At 57.7% G+C, this 22,151-nt stretch carries 19 protein-coding genes; 8 read left to right on the top strand and 11 right to left on the bottom strand.

The window, feature by feature from the left end:
- Nucleotides 1-67: 67 nt before the first annotated feature.
- From AC2FJ5_RS02455 to AC2FJ5_RS02440, 4 genes are read left to right on the top strand one after another with little or no spacing between them, the layout of a single operon-like run.
- The gene (locus tag AC2FJ5_RS02455; protein ID WP_142632811.1) at nucleotides 68-706 is read left to right on the top strand and encodes a glutathione S-transferase family protein; all 639 of its coding nucleotides are present in this window, start codon (nucleotides 68-70) and stop codon (nucleotides 704-706) included.
- Between the two features lie 10 nt (nucleotides 707-716).
- Nucleotides 717-1,928, top strand: coding sequence for an acetyl-CoA C-acetyltransferase (locus tag AC2FJ5_RS02450; protein WP_496792355.1), 1,212 nt, complete (start codon nucleotides 717-719; stop codon nucleotides 1,926-1,928).
- The gene (locus tag AC2FJ5_RS02445; RefSeq protein ID WP_142632807.1) at nucleotides 1,928-2,416 is read left to right on the top strand and encodes a cupin domain-containing protein; all 489 of its coding nucleotides are present in this window, start codon (nucleotides 1,928-1,930) and stop codon (nucleotides 2,414-2,416) included. Before AC2FJ5_RS02450 ends, AC2FJ5_RS02445 begins: the two co-directional genes overlap by 1 nt.
- Nucleotides 2,409-4,610 carry a 3-hydroxyacyl-CoA dehydrogenase NAD-binding domain-containing protein gene (locus AC2FJ5_RS02440; protein WP_496792354.1) on the top strand — a complete coding sequence of 734 codons (2,202 nt, stop codon included), beginning with the start codon at nucleotides 2,409-2,411 and terminating at the stop codon, nucleotides 4,608-4,610. The genes AC2FJ5_RS02445 and AC2FJ5_RS02440 overlap by 8 nt, the downstream gene beginning before the upstream one ends.
- A gap of 67 nt (nucleotides 4,611-4,677) precedes the next feature.
- Here the strand turns inward: AC2FJ5_RS02440 and AC2FJ5_RS02435 are convergent, their stop codons facing one another.
- The 3 genes from AC2FJ5_RS02435 to AC2FJ5_RS02425 all read right to left on the bottom strand — a co-directional run bounded on the left by AC2FJ5_RS02435 (nucleotide 4,678) and on the right by AC2FJ5_RS02425 (nucleotide 7,174).
- Complete coding sequence (locus tag AC2FJ5_RS02435) at nucleotides 4,678-5,406, bottom strand: Hint domain-containing protein (RefSeq protein ID WP_496792353.1); 729 nt, start codon at nucleotides 5,404-5,406, stop codon at nucleotides 4,678-4,680.
- A 188-nt stretch (nucleotides 5,407-5,594) separates the two neighbouring features.
- Complete coding sequence (locus tag AC2FJ5_RS02430; RefSeq protein WP_496696042.1) at nucleotides 5,595-6,242, bottom strand: sulfotransferase family 2 domain-containing protein; 648 nt, start codon at nucleotides 6,240-6,242, stop codon at nucleotides 5,595-5,597.
- Entirely contained in the window at nucleotides 6,239-7,174 is a 936-nt protein-coding gene (locus tag AC2FJ5_RS02425) for a DMT family transporter (protein WP_496792351.1), read from the bottom strand. The genes AC2FJ5_RS02430 and AC2FJ5_RS02425 overlap by 4 nt, the downstream gene beginning before the upstream one ends.
- Before the next feature lie 152 nt (nucleotides 7,175-7,326).
- Between AC2FJ5_RS02425 and AC2FJ5_RS02420 the strand changes: the two genes are divergently transcribed.
- A complete protein-coding gene (locus AC2FJ5_RS02420) occupies nucleotides 7,327-8,340 on the top strand; it encodes a hypothetical protein (RefSeq protein ID WP_496692449.1) in 1,014 nt (337 codons plus the stop codon).
- Nucleotides 8,341-8,346: 6 nt separating this feature from the next.
- On the opposite strand, the gene upp is transcribed toward AC2FJ5_RS02420, so the two are convergent.
- The 7 genes from upp to AC2FJ5_RS02385 form a co-directional block, all read right to left on the bottom strand.
- Nucleotides 8,347-8,979 (bottom strand): uracil phosphoribosyltransferase, encoded by a 633-nt coding sequence (gene upp / locus AC2FJ5_RS02415; protein WP_142632797.1) that lies wholly within the window; start codon nucleotides 8,977-8,979, stop codon nucleotides 8,347-8,349.
- Nucleotides 8,976-9,962, bottom strand: coding sequence for an adenosine deaminase (locus AC2FJ5_RS02410; protein ID WP_496792349.1), 987 nt, complete (start codon nucleotides 9,960-9,962; stop codon nucleotides 8,976-8,978). The genes upp and AC2FJ5_RS02410 overlap by 4 nt, the downstream gene beginning before the upstream one ends.
- Complete coding sequence (locus AC2FJ5_RS02405) at nucleotides 9,959-11,170, bottom strand: phosphopentomutase (protein WP_496792348.1); 1,212 nt, start codon at nucleotides 11,168-11,170, stop codon at nucleotides 9,959-9,961. Before AC2FJ5_RS02405 ends, AC2FJ5_RS02410 begins: the two co-directional genes overlap by 4 nt.
- Nucleotides 11,167-12,474, bottom strand: a complete 1,308-nt coding sequence (locus tag AC2FJ5_RS02400; RefSeq protein WP_496792346.1) for a thymidine phosphorylase — start codon at nucleotides 12,472-12,474, stop codon at nucleotides 11,167-11,169. The genes AC2FJ5_RS02405 and AC2FJ5_RS02400 overlap by 4 nt, the downstream gene beginning before the upstream one ends.
- Nucleotides 12,475-12,478: 4 nt before the next feature.
- On the bottom strand, nucleotides 12,479-12,871 hold the full coding sequence (locus AC2FJ5_RS02395) for a cytidine deaminase (RefSeq protein WP_496677966.1): 393 nt from the start codon (nucleotides 12,869-12,871) through the stop codon (nucleotides 12,479-12,481).
- A 102-nt stretch (nucleotides 12,872-12,973) separates the two neighbouring features.
- On the bottom strand, nucleotides 12,974-14,065 hold the full coding sequence (locus AC2FJ5_RS02390) for a cupin domain-containing protein (RefSeq protein ID WP_271948028.1): 1,092 nt from the start codon (nucleotides 14,063-14,065) through the stop codon (nucleotides 12,974-12,976).
- The gene (locus AC2FJ5_RS02385; protein ID WP_496792345.1) at nucleotides 14,040-14,732 is read right to left on the bottom strand and encodes a hypothetical protein; all 693 of its coding nucleotides are present in this window, start codon (nucleotides 14,730-14,732) and stop codon (nucleotides 14,040-14,042) included. Before AC2FJ5_RS02385 ends, AC2FJ5_RS02390 begins: the two co-directional genes overlap by 26 nt.
- Nucleotides 14,733-14,918: 186 nt before the next feature.
- On the opposite strand from AC2FJ5_RS02385, the gene AC2FJ5_RS02380 reads away from it, so the two are divergent.
- The 3 genes from AC2FJ5_RS02380 (at nucleotide 14,919) to AC2FJ5_RS02370 (ending at nucleotide 20,860) form a co-directional block, all read left to right on the top strand.
- A complete protein-coding gene (locus tag AC2FJ5_RS02380) occupies nucleotides 14,919-17,192 on the top strand; it encodes an NADP-dependent malic enzyme (RefSeq protein WP_142632785.1) in 2,274 nt (757 codons plus the stop codon).
- 265 nt (nucleotides 17,193-17,457) lie between these two features.
- A complete protein-coding gene (gene prpE / locus AC2FJ5_RS02375) occupies nucleotides 17,458-19,347 on the top strand; it encodes a propionate-CoA ligase PrpE (RefSeq protein WP_496792343.1) in 1,890 nt (629 codons plus the stop codon).
- Between the two features lie 73 nt (nucleotides 19,348-19,420).
- Nucleotides 19,421-20,860, top strand: a complete 1,440-nt coding sequence (locus AC2FJ5_RS02370; RefSeq protein WP_496792341.1) for an amidase family protein — start codon at nucleotides 19,421-19,423, stop codon at nucleotides 20,858-20,860.
- 263 nt (nucleotides 20,861-21,123) lie between these two features.
- On the opposite strand, the gene AC2FJ5_RS02365 is transcribed toward AC2FJ5_RS02370, so the two are convergent.
- Nucleotides 21,124-21,885, bottom strand: coding sequence for an NAD kinase (locus AC2FJ5_RS02365; protein WP_496792340.1), 762 nt, complete (start codon nucleotides 21,883-21,885; stop codon nucleotides 21,124-21,126).
- Nucleotides 21,886-22,151 lie beyond the last annotated feature (266 nt).

The raw sequence follows: 22,151 nt of genomic DNA, 5'->3' as shown, positions 1-22,151 counted from the left end.
GCCCAAAAAAGGGCGGGCTACATGATACAGCACATCGCACTGACTCATGTGCCAAGGGAGGCAAATGATGACCATCAAACTGCATTGTTTCGGCGTCAGCGGAAACTCGTACAAGGCGGCGCTGGCTCTGGAGTTATCAGGGTTAGAATGGGAAGCCGTCGAAGTCGACTTCTTCAAAGGAGTGACACGCACTCCCGAATTTCGTGCCACTGTCAACGAAATGGGTGAAGCGCCCGTCATGATTGATGGCGACTTTCGCACCAGTCAGTCCGGGGCCATTCAGACTTATATAACTGAAAAGACAGGCATGTTCGGAGGAAAGACGCAGGAAGAGAAATACGAGGTACTGCGCTGGGTGCTGTGGGACAACCACAAACTCAGCTCGATGGCAGGCCTGACCCGTTTTTTGATCAACTTTCTGCCGGAAGAACATCGCAACCCAGATGTGATCGCATTCAACCAGGGTCGCCTGAAGGCTGCGTATCAAGTCCTGGATGCACATCTGAACGGTCGCGACTGGATCGTTGGGGACGGTGTAACCAATGCTGATCTCAGCTGCTGTGGCTATCTCTACTATCCTGAACCCTTCGGCTTTGACCGCACCGAATGGCCAAATATCGACGCCTGGCTGACACGCTTGTCCCAGCAGCCTGGCTGGAAACACCCCTACGACCTGATGCCCGGCTCTGTGCCGGATCGAGCTTAAGGAGAAAACTATGACCGACGCATATATCTATGACGCCCTGCGTACTCCGCGCGGCAAAGGCCGCAAGGATGGCAGCCTGCACGAGCTGACTTCGGCGCGCCTGTCCTCGCTGACATTGAACGCCGTAAAAGAGCGGAACAATCTAGAGGGCCACGCCGTAGAGGACGTCATCTGGGGCAACGTAACCCAGGTTATGGAACAGGGCGGCTGTCTGGCACGAACCGCAGTGCTGGGTTCTGATCTGGATGAATCGATCCCCGGGCTGGCGATCAACCGGTTCTGCGCCTCGGGCATGGAAGCTGTGAACCTGGCGGCCAACCAGGTCAAAGGCGGCGCAGGCGACGCCTATATCGCAGGCGGGGTCGAGATGATGGGCCGTGTTCCGATGGGCAGCGATGGCGCTGCGATTGCGGCTGACCCTTCACTGGCGATGAACACCTATTTCGTTCCGCAGGGTATCTCGGCTGATATCATTGCGACCGAATACGGGTTCACACGCGATCAGGCTGATGCGCTGGCGATGGAATCGCAGCGCCGTGCAAAAGCTGCGTGGGACGACAACCGGTTCTCGAAATCGGTCATCACCGTTAAGGATCAGAACGGCCTGACCATTCTGGACCATGATGAATACATGCGCCCCGGCACGGACATGCAAAGCCTGGGTGGCTTGAACCCCGCATTCCAGATGATGGGCGAGCAAATGCCCGGCTTCGACAACGTCGCAAAGCTGAAATACCCGCATCTGGAAAAGATCAATCATATCCACCACGCGGGTAACAGCTCGGGCATCGTGGATGGTGCGGCGGCAGTTCTGATCGGCAACAAGCAATTCGGCGAGAAATACGGCCTGAAGCCGCGCGCACGCATCAAGGCCACGGCCAAGATCGGCACCGACCCCACCATTATGTTGACCGGTCCGGTTCCCGTGACCGAGAAAATCCTCGCCGACAACGGCATGAAAATCAGCGATCTCGACCTGTTCGAAGTGAACGAAGCCTTTGCCTCGGTTGTTCTGCGCTTCCAGCAGGCATTCGATGTCGATCCGGCTTTGGTCAACGTCAATGGCGGCTCGATTGCAATGGGCCACCCGCTGGGCGCGACCGGCGCGATGATCATCGGCACCCTGCTGGATGAGCTTGAACGTCAGGACAAGGAAACCGGGCTGGCCACTCTTTGCATCGCATCCGGCATGGGTGCAGCAACGATCATCGAGCGCGTCTGATGCCCAAGCTGGATCTCTCTCAGATTCCGTTTCAGGGCGGCTCGGCCTATCCCGGCAAGCTGGCCGAGGCGACCGCAGGCCGTTTTGTTCAGCGCCTCGGTGATGCGGGCGGGCTAACCCAGTACGGGGTCAACATCGTACGGCTTGAACCGCAAGGCATGTCCTCGCTGCGCCACTACCATATGGAGCAGGACGAGTTTGCAATCATGCTAAGCGGCACCTGTACGCTGATCGACGACGATGGCGAGCATGAAATGCAGCCCGGCGATTGCGCCGCATGGCCCGCAGGTGAAGCCAACGGCCATCACCTTGTGAACAACACCGATGCGCCTGCGACCTTTCTGGTGGTGGGCACACGGACCCCGAACGAGACCGGCTATTACAGCGACTTAGACATGATGGTGAAGGATGATGAGAACGGATTCTCTTTCACCCGGAAAGATGGCAGCCCGCTAACGGCTGACCAGATTGGAGATGACAATGACTGATTTCACTCTGAGCAAAGACGCGGATGGCGTCGCCATTATCACCTGGGACGTTCCAGGAAAATCCATGAACGTGATGTCTTTTGACGGCTTCGCACAGTTGAGCGATTGCATCGATCAGGCACTCGCCGATGACGAGATCAAAGGCATCGTTATCACCAGCGGGAAAGAAGGTTCGTTCGCCGGTGGCATGGACCTGAACCTGCTTGCGGTGATGAAAGAACAGGCGGGCGACAACCCCGCCAAGGGCCTGTTCGAAGGCACCATGAATATGCACGGCGTGCTGCGCAAGATCGAGCTGGCGGGCATGGACCCCAAGACCAAGAAAGGCGGCAAGCCGATTGCAACCGCCCTGCCCGGTACAGCCGCAGGCATTGGCATGGAACTACCGCTGTCGACGCACCGCATCTTTGCAGCCGAGAACCCAAAGGCGAAATACGGCCTGCCTGAAATCATGGTTGGCATCTTCCCCGGCGCTGGTGGCACCACCCGTATGGTCCGCAAGGTCGGTGCGATTGCAGCCGCTCCGCTGTTGCTGGAAGGCAAGATGCTGGACGTCAAAAAGGCGAAAAGTGCAGGCTACATCGATGAGATCGCCGAGGATCCAGTTGCCGCAGCAAAAGATTGGGTGCTGAACGCCAAAGATGCGGACATTGTGAAGCCTTGGGATGCCAAGGGTTACAAAATGCCCGGTGGCGCGCCTTACCACCCTGCTGGTTTCATGAATTTCGTCGGCGCCTCGGCTATGGTGAATAGCAAAACCCAGGGTGCGTTCCCTGCCGCCAAGGCGTTGCTAAGCGCTGTTTACGAAGGTGCACTGGTTGATTTCGACACCGCGCTGAAGATCGAAGCCCGTTGGTTCACCTCCGTTCTGATGAACCCGTCTTCGGGTGCCATGATCCGATCACTGTTCCTGAACAAGGAAGCCTTGGAAAAAGGCGCCGTGCGTCCTGCGGGCGTACCGGATCAGTCAGTCAAGAAGATCGGTGTTCTGGGCGCTGGCATGATGGGTGCGGGTATCGCACTTGTATCGGCGCAGGCCGGTATGGAAGTTGTTCTGGTCGACCGCGATCAGGAAGCAGCAGACAAAGGCAAAGCCTATACCGAGACGTACCTGGACAAAGGTATGAAGCGCGGCAAGGTTACGGCTGAAAAGAAAGAGGCCATGCTGGGTCGCATCACCGCAACCCCGGATCTAGACAACCTCAAAGGCTGCGATCTGATCATCGAAGCCGTGTTCGAGGATGTGGGCGTCAAGGCCGAGATGACCAAGAAGGTCGAGGCGATCATTCCCGAGGACTGCATCTTTGCCTCGAACACCTCGACCCTGCCGATCAGCGACCTGGCCAAAGCTTCGGTGCGTGCGGATCAGTTCATCGGCATCCACTTCTTCTCGCCCGTCGAGAAGATGTTCTTGGTCGAGATCATCAAAGGCAGGGAAACCGGTGATCGCGCAGTGGCCAAGGCGCTGGACTATGTGCGCCAGATCCGCAAGACGCCTATCGTGGTCAACGATGCCCGCTTCTTCTACGCCAACCGCTGCATCATTCCCTACATCAATGAAGGTGCCCGGATGGTGACCGAAGGCGTCAGCCCGGTTCTGATCGACAACGCGGCACGCCAGTTGGGCTTCCCTGTCGGGCCGATCCAGCTGACTGATGAGACCTCGATTGATCTGGGTGCCAAGATCGCACGCGCGACCAAGGCCGCGATGGGCAACGAATATCCTGAAAGCCCGTCCGATGATCTGATCTTCTGGATGGAAGAACAGGGCCGTCTGGGCCGCAAGGCAAACGCGGGCTTCTTCGATTATGACGATAAAGGCAAGCGCGTCGAATATTGGAAGGGTCTGCAGGACAAGTATCCGCTGGCAGAGGATCAGCCCGACCTGATCGAAGTGCAGGAACGCCTGATGTTCGCTCAGGTTCTGGAGGCCGTCCGCGCATTGGAAGAAGGCGTTCTGGAAGACATCCGCGAGGGTGACGTCGGCGCAATCTTGGGCTGGGGCTTTGCACCTTGGTCAGGTGGTCCACTGAGCTGGCTGGACATCATCGGCACCCCTTATGCGGCCGAGCGCTGCGATCAGTTGACCGCACAATATGGGGAACGGTTTACCTGCCCGCCGCTGCTGCGTGAGATGGCAGGTAAAGGCCAAAGCTTCTACGGGCGTTTCAACCCCGAAGCCAAGGCTGCCTAAACAGTTGGTGCTGGCGTAAGAGACCTTACGCCAGCACCCTGCTTATCGTGTTTGGTTGGTCTGCCGTTCAGATCACTGGGAGAGGCCGACCCGGACGACCCGGGCGACGCGCGCCCCTGCTGGGTCTCAAAGGGACAACTTGTTCCAGCGAGATGGGTGCAGGCAGCGCACCCAACGGGTTGGCAAGGGCTGCCACGCGGCCCTCGGTTCGTATTTCTTCGACCAAATCCGCCGCTGTTTCGCTTTCGGCAATTTGATAGCCCGCACTTGTGCCGCTGTGGCCGCCGAAACGCCCTGACGGGCAGAAGGCGCGCATACCGCCTTCCATATAGACCACTTCATCCTCATCAAAGAACAGTGCACTGACATCGAATGAGGATGCCGGGACGTCCGACTTGATGCGGAACAAACCGCTCAACTTTCGTGCTGCCACAACAGTCAGATCTGCGGTGCCATGCTCCAATGCTATACCCTGTTCAGGCATGATCCAAATCGTACCTGGGCTGTCGACGGCACTTGGGGGTACGCGGACTGGCAAATACTCGATCCGACTTTCTTCAGTAGGAACCGAAATCGTATCGACAGAAATGCGCCTTACTGCCTTAAAGCCGTTCTCGACTGTCCGGATCAGATCACCAGGCTGAATGTCTTCAATCGGCGTCCAGCCGTCGACAGTTGCAACCCTGGTCCCGTGGATCAAGCCGCCACGGCGCGCGTTCAGTTCTACTCTGGTTTCGAATTGTGTCCGGCTTTCCGGAACATCTGAAATACCCATGTCACTCACTACTTCAAACACGTGCCTCCCCCCCCTGCTGGCACCAAAAACAATAGATATTCATTAGCATCCAAACCGATCACGCGTCCAAATTTTGACACATTTGAGCCTGATTTGGGTCCCAAACCCCGTTGGATAACGCTAAAAACGGAACAACGATCTGTAATCGCCCGGTATTAAGTCCCGCAGGGAAACGATATTTCTGTCATCTAATCAAAAGAGTATCCGAATCTGTCTATATCTTCAGCGCAAGCCTCGGCGATGGCCTCCTGTGATGCGGCTGAATAATAGCTGCGGTAGTCTTGTGACCGCTCTGATCGGTTCAAATGCGGCAGCGTGATCCGAAACCCCAAATGGTCGAACAGAGGCTCTGCCCCCTGATCAAAGGCTTCGAGCCTGATGAAATGCTGGCATTGTTCAATACCATCGGCTCGCGTCACGTAGTGCCGCGCCGGATGCTGACGGAGCGACTGTTGCGTCGCGGGATGGCAGACAAATCCTTCAAACGAATGGGCGCGGGCCAGCGCGATTGCGGGATGATCAAAGCCTTGCACCTTGAGCCAGTGATAATAGCTGACAAGCCGATCCCAGGGATTTCGGACCAGAGTAAAGACTGTCATCCCCGAAAAGTCATCCGGTGAAAGAACACCTTCGATATCGGCGAGGGTTGAATGTTTCCAAAGGCGGCCACGCGCCGATAGCTGTTTGATCCGCCTATTGCGTTTCTTTGCCTTGGGCGTATCTCCCAGCAAAATATCATCCTTCATCGCGCGCTGTTCCAAAGCCAGCGACAAAGATGTCCCTCCAGTTTTGGGAATGTGGACGAAGATATAAGAGCGACCGCGCGAAATGATCACGATGCGGCCTCTGTAGCGGCGGGACGCGTGGACCGCCAGGCCAGCAGAACTCCGGCCGTTGCGATCAGGCATATGCCGAGGATCTGCAGAACACCAATATTCTGCCCAAAGACCCTCCAGGCGAACAAGGGCCCAAAAATCATCACCGAATATTCAAACACCGCCACATAAGAGGTCTCACCGATCTGATAGGATTTGATCAGCATGAATACCGCAATCGTTGAACCAACAGCCTGCGCGATAATCCATGGAAGTGCCGGTCCCATCTGCCAGACCCAACCTCGGGTGACGAACCCGTCCGGCCCAGCGACCGGAGCCACTGGGTAAAGAGAAAACACGATTAGTCCCAACGCTCCGGCCAGTCCCAAAGTCACCACCATTGCCGCCAGTAATGCCGTCGTGCTTTCCTGCGCGCAGTGGCTTCGGGTGATGACTGAACTGAACGCGTAGAACAGCCCTCCGGCGACCGGCAACAGCGTTTTTGCATCAAACTCGCCGGGATTCGGCTGCAACACGCACAAAATCCCAGCAAACCCTACTGCAACGGCCAGAATACGCCATGGGCCTATCCGTTGCTTCATGGCGACGGTTGTAATCAACAGCACAAAGATCGGCGACGTGAACAAACCCGCCAACGCCTGAGCAATCGGCATCAGCGCAAGCGAGGCAAAATAGAACAACATGGCCAATGTGATGAGAACACTACGCAGGATCACGGGGCCAAGCCTAATCGGGCGCAAGCGGCCCAGCCCCAACAGTGACAGGCCCATTATCAGCGGTAGCATGAGCAGTGCCCGGCTGAAATGGAACTGCCACAGACCGATCGTTTCGGCCACCAAGATGACCACATTATCAATCACGCCGATGATTGCCATAGCACTGACCATCAGCACCGAGGCCAAAACCGGTGAAGTCTGGGTGTCCGCCTGCATCATTTTCCCCGCGGCATGATGGAGAGCGGTAACAGAATATTCCGCTCGTCTAGGTATCCAGCACATTTCCTGAACGTCGCGCAACAGGTTTGCGCCGGTTGAATTTAGCGTGTTAAGCTGGCTCCAATTAAGAACGAGCAGACATCACCCCGATGACGGCACTGAAACAGTTCCAGCGGATCGAAGCCACCGGTCTGTGGCGCCCCTCGCCCGATGTTCAGCGGCGCGAGGTTGTTGTGTCGATTGGCGAAGCGACTCTGACGATATCAGATTTCAACGACCGGGCACTGACGCATTGGTCGCTGGCTGCGTTAGAGCGCCAGAACCCCGGTGTTTTCCCTGCGATTTACCACCCGGATGGCGACCCGCAAGAGACGTTGGAACTGGCCCAATCCGAAACCACGATGATCGAAGCCATTGACCGTCTGCAGCGTGCCATCGACTGGTCACGCCCCCACCCCGGGCGTTTGCGGTGGTTCAGCGTGGCCGGGGTTGTGGCTGCTGTGGCCGCGCTCATGCTGTTGTGGTTACCGTCAGCGTTACAAAACCATGTCGTATCCGTCGTTCCCGAAATCAAACGTATCGACATCGGCGACACAATCCTGAGGCGCATCGAAAGAGTGTCAGGCCGCGCCTGCGTGTCCGAGGGCACTCAGGAAGCACTGGATCATCTGGCGGCAAGAACGGGCGTGCGCGCAATTGTTATCCTACCCGCCGGAGTACAGACCAGCCTGACCCTGCCGGGTGGAATTGTCCTGTTGAACCGATCTCTGGTCGAAGATCACGAAGACCCCTCGGTCGTGGCCGGGTACATCCTTGCGGAACGTGCACGTGTGCAGGCACAGGACCCACTGGATGATCTGCTGGACCGTACCGGCATCAGATCTGCGTTCCGCCTGCTGACAACCGGTGAGCTGACACCTCAGATTGTCGACAGTTATACCGAAGAAGTTCTATCAGAACCCCGTCCGGCTGTACCCGACGAGAACCTGCTGGAAATTTTTGCCGAGGCAGCTTTGCCCTCGGTCCCCTTTGCCTATGCGACGGACGTCACAGGTGAAACCGTGCTGGGCCTGATCGAGGCCGACCCGATGGCGGGCCAGCCCCTGCAACAGATACTGCCAGATCGCGAATGGGTCCGGCTGCAGAATATCTGCGGCGGATAAGCCCGCTTACTTGGTCCCGAACATCCTGTCACCCGCATCGCCCAGACCTGGCATGATATAGCCCTTCGAATTCAGCTCGCGGTCCAGTGCCGCAGTGACAATGTGAACATCCGGGTGCGCCTCTTTCATGCGGGCAACACCTTCGGGGGCGGCCAACAGGCAGAGGAAACGGATATCCGTCGCGCCAGCCTCTTTCAGCAAATCAATCGCAGCGGCCGAACTGTTGCCGGTTGCCAGCATCGGGTCGACAGCAATGACCAAACGGTCCTTCAGCCCCTCGGGCGCTTTGAAGTAATATTGGACGGGCTTCAAAGTCTCTTCATCGCGATACAGGCCAACGAAGCCGACGCGGGCCGACGGGATCAGTTCCAAAACGCCGTCCAGCATTCCGTTACCGGCGCGCAGGATAGAAACCAGCGCCAGTTTCTTACCTGCCAGGATGGGGGCGTCCATCTCTTCCATCGGGGTTTCAATGTGCCGGGTGGTCAATGGCATTTCGCGCGTGATCTCATAGGCCAGAAGCAAGGTGATCTCACGCAGCAACTGACGGAATTCGGCGGTCGAAGTGCCCTTGTCCCGCATGAGCGTCAGTTTGTGCTGCACCAACGGGTGGTCGACGACGGTCAGGTGTTCGCTCATGATATCTCCAGTCTTTTCTTGACCCGCGCACGGGTCGCTTCATCGCAAAAAGCCGCATTCAGGGCGGTTTCATTCAGGGCGGCAAAATCCTCGACCTCCCAACCGAAAGCTTTGGCCAACATCTCATATTCACGCCGCATGGTGGTATGGAAAAATGGCGGATCGTCGGTGGACACGGTGACCTTGACACCTGCCTCGCGCAACTTGGAAATCGGGTGGCTGGCAAAGTCGGGAAACAGGCCTAGAACCACGTTCGAGCCCGGGCAAACCTCAAGCGTCACACCACGATCAACGATCTCATGCACAAGGTCGGGATCTTCGATCGCACGCACGCCATGGCCGATGCGTTCAACTCCCAAATCACGGATCGCATCGCGGACACTATCCGGCCCGCCGAACTCTCCGGCATGGGTGGTCAGGCGCAGTCCGGCCTCGCGCGCGCAGTCAAACGCCCACTTATAGTCGCCCTGAACCCCCATGGATTCATTGCCCCCCATACCGAACCCAGTAATCCAGTCGCCCGCTGTTTCAGCGGCACAATATGCACTGAGCTTGGCCTGATCGGGTCCGAAATGCCGGACACAGGTCACCACGCCGCGCAGAGTGATATCGTATTTCCGCTCGGCTTCATCAGCGGCATCCTGAATGGCACTTAGATAGTCGCGCCAGGCCACCAAATCGCCACCGCCACAGAAATCGGGGCTCAGAAAGCTTTCCGAATACACCACCCCGTTCGCCGCGCTTTCTTCAAGAATAGCCAACGTCAGACGGCGGAAATCCTCGGGCGATTTCAGCACTTCACAGGCGGCCTCATATACGCTGAGGAAATGGGCGAAATCCCGGAAATCATATGACCCATCAGGTTTGAAAATCCCGCTGAGGTCGATGCGCTTTTCATGCGCCAGCTGACGGATGAAGGCAGGCGGCGCGGCACCTTCGTGATGCAAGTGCAGTTCGATCTTGGGTAGGTCAGCGACAGTCATAGAAAGCTCCGCCCCGGCCCTTGTGCCGGGATACTCAGGTGATGTGCGATACTGGCTGCAATGTCGGCGAATTTGACCTGACCGATCTGCCCCGCACCCTGCCCTGCAATCAGGACAGGTACTTGCTCACGCGTGTGGTCGGTGCCGATCCAGCTTGGGTCGTTGCCGTGATCAGCGGTCAACAACATCAGGTCATCGGGGCGCAACCGGGTCAGAATTGCACCTATCTCTTGGTCAAACCATTCCAGCGCGCGGGCATAGCCGCTGATGTCGCGCCGATGGCCATAGAGACTGTCGAACTCGACAAAATTGGCGAAGGTCAGGCTGCCCTCTTCGGCCTCATCGACCAAATCGGACAGATGACCCATCAAGTCAGCATCCGACCCTTTGCGCAGTGTGTCGATTCCCTGCATGGAAAAGATATCGCCGATCTTGCCCACTGCATGAACACGGCGGCCCGCATCCTGACACCAGTTCGTCAGCACCGGAGCGGGCGGCACGATGGCAAAATCCTTGCGGTTGGTCGTGCGGGTGAACCCTTGTTCAGGCGAGCCGACAAAGGGCCGTGCGATCACACGCCCCACTTTCATCTGGTGCAAACGTGGGGCCAGCGCGCGGCAGAGGTCAAGCAGACGGTCTAGGCCGAAACTTTCTTCATGCGCGGCGATCTGAAAGACACTGTCGGCCGAGGTATAGCAGATCGGCCAACCGGTTCGCATATGCTCGGCCCCCAATTCGGCGATGATCGTGGTGCCCGAGGCGTGGCAATCCCCCAAAACCCCTTCGGTTCCGGCGGCCTCGGCTGCGGCCTTGCTCAGATCAGCCGGAAATGATGGTGTTGTATTTGGAAAGTAATGCCAGTCCCACGGCACAGGCAGCCCTGCTAGCTCCCAATGCCCCGATGGCGTGTCCTTGCCCGGTGAATCCTCACAGGCGCAGCCCCACAGACCTGTCGGCTGGGCCAGCAAACCCGGCGTTTCCGCACCCGAGGCCAGCCGTGCCGCAGCACCCAACCCCAGCGCATCCAAATGCGGTAGATGCAAAGGCCCGGATCGCTCCTCTTCCGCCTGACCTTGAGCACAAGCCTGCGCGATATGGGCCAGAGTGTTTGCCCCAGTATCCGGCATGTCACCATTAAAGAACTGATCAGCATCGGGCGCGCCGCCGATACCCACAGAATCCATCACCACAAGGAAGGCGCGGCTCATGGCGTGATCCTCTCGTGGACAAGGGATGGCACCACTGGTTTACCCGTTCCAAGCGTGATCGCCTTTTGAACAGCATCAGCCGCACCTCGCGCGGCATCCTCGCGGGCGGCATGGACGACAGCCAATGGCGCGCCTTTTTCGACCCGGTCGCCCAGTCGCACCAGATCTGACAGCCCGACCGCAGGGTCGATCACATCGCTTTCAACCTGACGTCCGCCACCCAATTCGACAACCGCAAGGCCCAGAGCCTCTCCGTCTATCGTGGTTACATAGCCCGCAGCGGGAGCGGACACTTCGAGGATCACGCTGGCTTCGGGCAAATAGCGCGACCAATCGTCGACAAAGTGAATGGGTGCCCCAACTGCGGCCATCATGCGGCCAAACCGTTCTGCGGCACGGCCATCGCGGATGACCTTGGCGATTTTGTCCCGGCCTTCTTCCGAAGTGGCAAACATACCGGCGTCAGCCAACAGAACCCCACCCAGTTCGGCAGAGATCACAGCCAACGGCGCGTCAGGCGCTTGGGTCAATACCTTCATGACCTCATCCACCTCAAGTGCATTGCCCAGCGCAGAGGCAAGCGGCTGGTTCATATCGGTTATGACTGCCGAGGTCCGACACCCTGCAGCGTTGGCGGTTTCCGTCAGCGCCCGTGCCAGATTGCGCCCGTCATCAAGGGTTTTCATAAAGGCCCCACTGCCAACCTTAACGTCCAGCACCAGCGCATCCGGGCTGGCCGCAAGCTTTTTCGACAGGATCGACGCGGTGATCAGGTCGAGGCTTTCAACTGTCGCCGTGACATCCCGAATGGCGTAAAGCCGTTTGTCCGCCGGCGCGATTTGCCCGGTGGCCCCGGCGATGGCTGCCCCCGTTTCGTTCAGCACCTGCACCAGCCGGTCCTGGCTGATCTGGGTGGTCACACCGGGGATGGATTCGAGCTTGTCCAGCGTGCCGCCCGTATGTCCCAGTCCCCGGCCAGAAATCATTGGCACATAGGCCCCAAGCTCGGCCAGTGCGGGGGCCAGTACCAGGCTGACGCTGTCGCCCACACCCCCGGTCGAGTGTTTGTCGATTACCGGACCTTCCACATCCCAGTTCAGGACATCGCCGCTGTCGCGCATCGCAATGGTCAGATCGGCACGGCCCTGCGCACCCAACCCACCCATGCAAACCGCCATGGCAAAGGCCCCTGCCTGCGCGTCACTGACCCCACCATCGGCAAGCCCCTGGGCAAACCAGTGCAGTTCCTCGGCGGAGGGTATATCCTTGCGGCGCAACTTTGCGATGATCGAGCGGGCGTCCATGGGGTCAGACAACCTCCATATGCGAGGCGTCAAATGCGCCTGGCAGCAGATCCCCGATAGTGGTTTTCAACTCCGCCCCGTCCAAGCTGGCCAATACCACCTTGACGTCACGCTTGCCGAACTCGGCCAGTTTCTGGCGGCACCCCCCGCACGGCGGTACTGGCTGAGGAGACGACGCGACCACGTAAACCTCGGTCAGTTCCTGCTCGCCAGCAGCGACCATGGCGGCAATGGCTCCGGCCTCGGCGCAAGTGCCTTCGGGATAGGCCACGTTTTCCACATTGCAACCGGAGTAGATCTGCCCCGACAGGGACCGGATCGCCGCGCCGACCTTGAAATTGGAATAAGGCGCATAGGCGTTTTCCCGCACGGACAAGGCTGCGTCTTTCAAGCTCATGGCGATTCCCCATTTTTTGATCATCTGGTCAGAAAGTCATACCCTAAATGAAAGCCCCCGGGGAATTGAAGCCCCGAGCGCAGAATTCCTGAGCCAAAATGCTTAATCCAGAACCGTATTGAACACGCCAGGCAGCGTGACCTCAAGCAGTTCAACATCATCGGTCGGATCAGACAGGCGTGTCCGCATGCCCGGTGGAATGACAAAGGCATCACCTTGTTCCAGCCGATACGGGTCGCGCCCCTCGCCTTCAAGCGTAAGCTCACCGTTCATAACGAAGGTGAAATGAATATCGGTATCATGTTTAGCCCAGGCGGTGTCACCCTGCCCCCGACGCACCACCTGAACGCCTGCGACACCCATCGTGTTCTGGGCAATCGTGGTGTCGCGACAGATGTAGCCCGGCAAACGGAACGGCCCCCATTCTGCCCCCTCGGCCCGGTTGTAGACAAAGCGCTGGCCCTGCCATTCGCGATCCGGGCGGAATTGCGGGGTTGGCAACTGCATTTCGTGGTCGATTTCGGTGACATGTTCGGCGGGAACACCAATTTCGATCACCTGCACATTGTCCGATGCTTCCAACACACGATGACGGATTTCGGGCGGCTGGATAAAGCAATCGCCGGCGGTCAGGCGCATCTTGTCGCCCTGATCCTCGTAAACCACATCAACCCAGCCATGGATGCAGAAAATCAACTGAAACCCGACCTTGTGGAAATGCACCATGTCCGGAACCGGACCGCCATCGGGAATGCGGATATGGCTGGCAATGATCGACCCGCCCAAGCGATCGGGTACCAGATCGCGATAATGCATTCCGGCGCGCCCGATGACCCACGGGGCCTGATCCTTGAGTCTGCGCACGACAAAGGAATGCACGGTATCCGGCATCACCATCGGCGGGTTCAGTTCATCAATTTCGACACGCGTCCCGTTCGGCGCGACCAAACTGCGCTGGCCAGCCGCAAACTGATCCGGATTTTCGGTCAGAATGCGCAACATTCCGGGCGCCTCGGGTGCATCCTGTTCGATCCGTAATCGCAATCCATGCCCCGAGAACACGGCGACCCGAGGGTCATCAGCCGGATAGATCATATCCATCCGCATCCCCAGTACCTTGGTAAAAAACGGGATGTCGTCACGTAATTCCTGCGTCGGCAGACGAATCTCAGCTTTGGTCTGATTGCTGGTCATTCAAGTTCTCTTCGGTCGTGGCTTTGGGCCATCCGATCAGAACAGAAGCCAAAATGCCAATCGAAAAGAACATCTCAAGCGTTTCTTCCAACACAAACAAACGCATGATCATCTGGTCCGACAGGTCGTCTTTCAGTGCGCCACTGACTTCTTCCAACCCCTGCGCAACCACCGCACACATACCGGCCAGAAAGAACACCATTAGAAACGGGACCCGATGCTTGAACGCACGCCACCCGTTTGGCACCCCGTGCCAGAGCAAGCCGCCCAGAACCAAAACAGCCAGGATGACGCGAACCGCGTTCATATCGAGCAGCGTGTCCAGCCCATTCAGAATCCCATATGGCAAGCTATCTACGGCATAGATATCCGCAGCAAGTTCGCGCTCTGCCAGCAGCAAACAGACGAGACCGATATAGAGACGGGAAATCCCGCGATACCGGAAAAGCGCAATGCCCCCGGCCAGAACAAGCGCCGCGGCCGAAATGGATTCGAACGGGCCACCCTCATGGCTGAGGGACATCGCCTGCACCGACCAGATACAGAGGACCACCAAGATCAGCAACGCAACTCCAATCGCTGCACGAAACAGCGGCTGGTCCAGCCCAAAGGACCGCTTGGTATCGGTTGTGACGGGTATCGACCGAGATTGTTTTTCCGGGGTCATCTTGGGCCTTCGATCTCCTGTGGAAGCGGTGCCGAATATGAAGATGCGCGACCGTAACCATATTAGAACATAATTCAACCTACGGCCGTGTTTGGCAAAAATCCATTTATGAAGTGACGTCACGTAGCCAAGGCGCCAGAAATAGTTTAACCCTTCAACCAAATTCGGAACGGAGATGAATTGCCTATGTCTGACACTCCCAACCTGCGACAGGCCGCGCTTGATTATCACGCTCACCCAAAGCCTGGAAAGCTCGAAATCAGGGCTACGAAACCCATGGCCAACGGTCGGGATCTGGCGCGCGCCTACTCGCCCGGCGTCGCCGAGGCCAGCCTGGAAATCAAGGCCGACCCATCCAACGCCGAGCTTTACACTGCGCGGGGCAATCTTGTTGGCGTGGTCTCGAACGGAACAGCAGTGCTGGGCCTGGGCAATATAGGCGCTCTGGCTTCTAAGCCGGTGATGGAAGGCAAAGCGGTTCTGTTCAAGAAATTCGCAGGGATCGACTGTTTCGACATCGAGGTTGACCAATCCGACCCCGAAAAGCTGGCCGATATCGTTTGCGCGCTGGAACCCACGTTCGGGGCAATCAATCTTGAGGACATCAAAGCCCCCGATTGTTTTATTGTCGAAAAACTGTGCCGCGAGCGGATGAACATCCCCGTTTTTCACGATGACCAGCACGGCACCGCAATCGTCGTGGGCGCCGCTGCCAAGAACGCGCTGTACGTTGCCGGGAAAAAGTTCGAAGATATCAAAATCGTCTCGACCGGCGGAGGCGCGGCTGGGATCGCCTGCCTGAATATGCTGGTGAAGCTGGGTGTGAAACGCGAAAACATCTGGCTGTGTGACATTCACGGGCTTGTCTATGAAGGGCGAGCCGAGGACATGAACCCGCACAAGAGCCAATTCGCGCAAAAGACTGATCTGCGCACGCTGGATGACGTGATCGGGGATGCCGATCTGTTTCTGGGGCTTAGCGGACCGAATGTCCTGAAACCCGAAATGGTCGCGAAAATGGCCAACAGACCAATCATCTTCGCGCTGGCCAACCCGACGCCCGAGATTCTGCCGGACGCAGCTCGCGAAGTGGCCCCCGATGCGATAATCGCAACGGGTCGCAGTGATTTTCCCAATCAGGTGAACAACGTTCTGTGCTTTCCTTTCATCTTCCGGGGCGCCCTGGATGTTGGTGCGACCGAAATTAACGACGCTATGCAGATCGCCTGCGTAGATGGTATCGCTGATATGGCCCGGGCAACGACCAGTGCAGAAGCCGCCGCCGCCTATAAGGGCGAGCAACTGACATTCGGACCTGACTATCTGATCCCAAAACCTTTTGACCCCCGCCTCGTCGCTGTTGTGTCCTCGTCAGTGGCCCGGGCGGCTATGGACAGTGGCGTTGCCAGACGTCCGATTCCAGATATGGAGGCCTATAAAGAGCGCTTGAACCAGACGGTTTTCAAATCCGCCCTGATCATGCGCCCGGTTTTCGAGGCCGCAGCAGCTGCGTCGCGCCGCATTGTATTTGCCGAGGGCGAGGACGAACGTGTGTTGCGCGCCGCTCAGGCCATTCTGGAAGAAACCACGGAAACACCGATCCTGATCGGACGTCCCGAAGTCATCGAAGCGCGATGCGAGCGCCTGGGCCTGACCGTGCGTCCCGGCGAGGATTTTCAGATCGTGAACCCTGAACATGACAATCGCTACTATGATTACTGGACCTCATATCACCAGATCATGCAGCGCCGCGGTGTCACCCCTGATCTGGCCAAGGCCATCATGCGCACCAACAGCACAGCCATTGGGGCGATCATGGTCCAGCGTGGCGAGGCCGACAGCCTGATCTGCGGAACCTTTGGCGAATACCGCTGGCACCTAAGCTATGTCGAACAGGTGTTGGCCAATGGCGACCTGCGCGCACATGGCGCTTTGTCTCTGATGGTTCTTGAGGACGGCCCCTTGTTCATTGCCGATACACATGTGCGGCAATTACCAACGCCTGCAGAGCTTGCCGAAACCACCCTGGGCGCGGCCCGTCATGTCCGGCGTTTCGGGTTGGAGCCAAAAATCGCGTTCTGTTCGCAATCTCAATTCGGCAATCAGGCCGAAGGCTCGGGCAAGCGACTGCGGGCCGCTTTGGAAATTCTGGACTCGGAGCCGCGCGATTTCACATATGAGGGTGAGATGAATCTGGACGTAGCGCTTGACCCGGAACTGCGGTCGCGCATTTTCCCGCATTCACGTCTAGAAGGTGTCGCCAACGTCCTGATATTTGCCCACGCAGATGCCGCCAGCGGTGTGCGCAACATCCTGAAGATGAAGGCCAACGCGCTGGAAGTTGGCCCGATCCTGATGGGTATGGGCAACAAGGCACATATCGTGACCCCCTCGATCACCGCACGCGGGTTACTGAACATGGCGGCGATCGCAGGAACGCCTGTCGCTCATTACGGGTAAAGGGTCACGGATCCCCTCCGGGCACCGAAACAGGTGCCCGGACTGATTCCTTCATATTTGCACCAATACATTTGCAGTTTTGCAAAACTGTGAATTCGGCGCGCAAAATCCATAAATTGCCGACAGGTTTGCAAAAATTAGCAGGGAAATTCTTATACATCTGCAAATATTTTGCGATAAAGTGACGCCCCGTCACTTCGACCGCTTGTCTGCCCCCTATACCCCGCCCTAGACACGGTGCAGGGATTTTTCGGAGGAGACCAAAGTGGCATATCAGGACGTTTACCAGAGCTGGAAATCCGATCCGGAGTCATTCTGGATGGAAGGTGCAAAAGGAATTGATTGGGTTCGGCCACCCAGCAAGGCTTTGTTTGACGACAATGCTCCTCTTTATGAATGGTTCTGTGATGCCAGGGTCAACACCTGCTGGAATGCGGTTGATCGCCATGTCGAGAATGGTCGCGGTGAACAGACGGCCATCATCTATGACAGCCCAATCACCCACACCAAGCGCGAGATCTCATATGTCGAACTGCGCAATCGGGTCGCTACTTTGGCCGGGGCATTGCGGGCAAAAGGTGTCGAAAAGGGCGACAGGGTTATCATCTATATGCCGATGATCCCCGAAGCGCTTGAGGCGATGTTGGCCTGTGCCCGGCTGGGTGCGGTGCACTCGGTTGTGTTTGGTGGCTTTGCAAGCAACGAATTGGCGGTCCGTATTGATGACGCCAAACCAAAAGCAATCATCGCCGCTTCTTGCGGGATGGAGCCGGGCCGTGTGGTGCATTATAAACCGCTGCTTGACGGTGCCATCGAACTTGCCAGCCACAAGCCCGATTTCTGCGTGATATTCCAGCGCGAACAAGAGGTTGCGCATTTGGTCGAGGGGCGTGATTTCAACTGGCACGGGTTCCAGTACGGTGTTGAGCCTGCGGAATGTGTTCCTGTCGATGGCAATGATCCAGCTTATATCCTGTATACATCTGGCACGACCGGAGCGCCCAAAGGGGTCGTACGGCCGACGGCCGGCCATCTGGTCGCCCTGAACTGGACGATGAAGAACATCTATAACGTGGATCCCGGCGACGTGTTCTGGGCGGCTTCTGATGTCGGCTGGGTCGTTGGCCACTCATATATCTGCTACGCGCCGCTGATCCACGGCAACACCACGATAGTGTTCGAGGGCAAACCGGTTGGAACCCCAGACGCGGGCACCTTCTGGCGGGTGATATCCGAGCATAATGTTCGCAGTTTCTTCACTGCTCCCACTGCAATCCGCGCGGTCAAACGTGAAGATCCCAAAGGGGAATTAATCCCTGAATACGACCTCTCTTGCCTGCGAGCCCTGTTTCTGGCCGGAGAGCGGGCGGATCCCGACACGATCGAATGGGCCAAAGACGCGCTGAACGTTCCGGTCATCGACCATTGGTGGCAAACTGAAACCGGTTGGACCATCGCGGGCAATCCGCTGGGGATTGAAGAACTGCCAACCAAGCTGGGGTCACCGGCCAAGCCGATGCCCGGTTACGACGTGCAGATCCTGGACGAAGGCGGGCATCCGATGAAACCCGGAGAGCTGGGCGCGATTGCGGTAAAGCTGCCCCTGCCCCCCGGCACTCTGCCAACGCTGTGGAACGCCGAAGACCGGTTCAAAAGCTCGTACCTGAATCACTTTCCCGGATATTATGAAACCGGCGATGCGGGCATGGTTGATGAGGACGGGTACCTCTACATCATGGCGCGCACCGATGACGTGATCAACGTCGCGGGCCATCGTCTGTCCACCGGCGGCATGGAAGAGGTTCTGGCCGCGCACCCTGACGTTGCCGAATGCGCCGTGATCGGCGTGTCGGACCAGTTGAAAGGCCAGATGCCGGTTGGTTTCCTGTGTCTGAACGCGGGCTGTGATCGTGACCACGGTGACGTCGTTCAGGATGTCGTCAAGCTGGTGCGCGAAAAGATCGGACCGGTCGCTGCTTTCAAACTGGCCGTGGTTGTGGACCGGCTGCCCAAAACGCGGTCGGGCAAAATATTGCGCGGGACCATGGTCTCGATTGCGGATGGCAAGGAATACAAGATGCCCGCCACTATCGACGATCCGGTGATTCTGGACGAAATCACCGAAGCCCTGAAATCCATAGGCTACGCCCAGTAGAATATCGGCACAGCTGCCGCCTCTTGCAACCTGACACCGGGCCTCTACTGTCTGACCAAGACAGTGAGGCCCCATGACAGTGACCGACATTTGGCGTCTGAGCGCCACCGATCTGACCGCGTTGACCCGCAACAGGGAAATCAGCGCGGAAGAGGCCGTAAAAGCCGCAATCGACCGGATGCAACGGGTCAATCCTGCGCTGAATGCGGTTGTCGAAGATCTGAGCCTGCAGGCGCTGGACCGTGCGCGATATCTGGACAAGGCGGTCGGTGGCGGAGAGCAGCCCGGCCCCCTGCATGGTGTGCCGGTCACCATCAAAATCAACGTCGATCAAAAAGGACATGCGACCTCGAATGGGGTCGTTGCCCTGAAAGACGTGATCGCCCCGGATGATGCGCCGGTTGTTTCCAACCTGCAAAAGGCGGGCGCCATCGTCATCGGTCGCACCAACACGCCCGAATTTTCATTCCGTGCTGACACAGACAACGAACTGCATGGCCGCACGTATAACCCCTGGGGGCGTCATATCTCGCCCGGGGGATCTTCTGGTGGCGCGGGCGCGGCTGTGATGGCTGGGATCGGTGCGCTTGCCCATGGCAACGATATAGGGGGCAGTCTGCGATTTCCTGCCGCCGCCAATGGGGCGGTCACCGTCAAACCGGGTCTGGGTCGTGTTCCGGCGTGGAATCCCAGCCAATCGGCAGAACGGGGCATATTGGCACAATCGATGTCGGTGCAGGGTCTGATCACGCGCTCCGCAGCGGACCTGCACCTGTCCATGCCCAGCTTGATCGCGCCCGATCCGCGCGATCCGTTTCACGTGCCGATGCCGTGGCGGGGTGAGGACCAAACCGGCCCGATCAAGGTCGCCTTCACCAAGCAGACCTTTGGATACGATTTGCATCCCGAAGTCGACAAGGCTCTGGATACGGCACGCGATGCATTGATCGAAGCAGGCTATGTAGTGGAAGAGGTCGCACCACCCGATATCTTTGAAGCTGGTCGTGGCGGGTACCGCGCCCTGATGGGCGAAGTTTTGACCTTGTTGAAAGCCGATATCGAGGCTGCGGGATCAAAAACAATCCGCGACATATTCGAGGTCTACTTTCAGGAATTCCCACCCATAGTTGGCACAGACCTTATCGAAATGCTGGCCAAGCGCAGCCACTATGCGCGCGAGTGGTCTCTGTTCATGCAAAACTATCCTCTGGTCCTGTCACCATTCCTGCCACAGCCGTTCTTCAAACCGGACCGAGATACCGAGGGCGCCGAGGGCGTGCATGAAGTTCTGGGCTGTGCGGTCTATTCCTATGCGATGAACTTCATCGGCCTGCCCGCGGCATGTGTACCGGCGCGGCTGGCCGAGCTGCCGCATGGGCCGCAGCCGATCAACATCCAGATCGCAGCCCGCAGATGGCGCGAGGATATGGCCGTAGACGCCGCCGCGGCAATAGAAGACCGGGTGGGGCAAATGTGCCTGCCATTGTGGAAGAAAATGGGGACGTCCTTCTAAATAGACGTTGTCCAAAAAAAATTGACCCCGGGGTTTTGTACCCGGGGTCCGCTTTCTAAAATATGCCTAGAAATCCGATAACGAGCGTAGCACCACCTACCCTCGCCCGCACATAAACTGCACGTTCATTTCGAAACCGCCGTTGATGGCCACTCACTTCCACCATGGCGTGTTCTCCAGGCAAGTTCACAGTACCTTAATGTTAATCGGATTCGTGTGAACTGGTTCACACAAGCGCGATTAATTCATACCTAGCCTTTCAATTAGGTGAACTGCTCCGAAATCAGACGCTCTTCCAGGCCGTGGCCCGGGTCGAACAGGATACGGTGCCGGATCGCCGGTTCAGATCGAATTTCGACCCAATCAATATCCGGAAATGAATTTGAATCCGCATCCGCCATGACCGGCCGCTTGTCCGCATCCAACACATCGAACCGCACTTGGGCGATTTTGGGCAGCAGCGCCCCCCGCCAGCGTCGCGGACGAAAGGCTGCAATCGCTGTCAGAGCTAGAACATCCGATCCAATCGGCAGGATTGGCCCATGCGCGGAATAGTTATAAGCCGTCGATCCTGCTGGCGTTGACAGCAAAGCGCCATCGCAAACCAATTCCTCCATGCGCACGCGACCGTCCACACTGATCCTCAGCCGCGCCGCCTGAGGGCCTGCCCTTAGCAAAGAGACCTCATTGATGGCTAGCGCCTCATGGATCTTTCCGGACTGATCCATCGCGCGCATCGCCAGCGGGTTGATGACCTCTTCTTCAGCGGCGGAAAGACGGTCCATCAGATCTTCTTCGTGGAACTCGTTCATCAGGAACCCGATTGTTCCACGATTCATGCCATATACGGGCGTATCGAGGTGCTGCATGTTGTGCAAAGTGTGCAGCATAAAGCCGTCCCCACCCAGCGCGACAATTACACCGGCATCACGCGGCGCCGCATTGCCATAGCGCCTGACCAGTTTGTCGCGTGCGGTTTGAGCCACCTTGGCGTCGCTGGCAAGAAAAGCGATTCTTTGAATCATCTATTGTGGTTTCCAGTGCTGCACATTTGGTTCCGAAACAATCATACCTTTCCCCTATAGACCAGACTTGACGCCACCGCTGGCCAAATCGTCGCTTTAAGCCTTTTGCCGATGTCCCGTTTCCGATAGGAAATCCGCAAGAAATCCCAGCATTGTGGAGCCCCCATGAACGCCAATCTACGTGATACCGGTTTTTTCACCCAGTCTCTCTCAGCGCGCGACCCAGAGCTGTTCGGCTCGATCACGTCCGAGCTGGGCCGTCAGCG

The sequence above is a fragment of the Ruegeria sp. CDSA221 genome (assembly GCF_059611825.1).
This window is presented reverse-complemented; position numbering and strand designations above follow the sequence as displayed.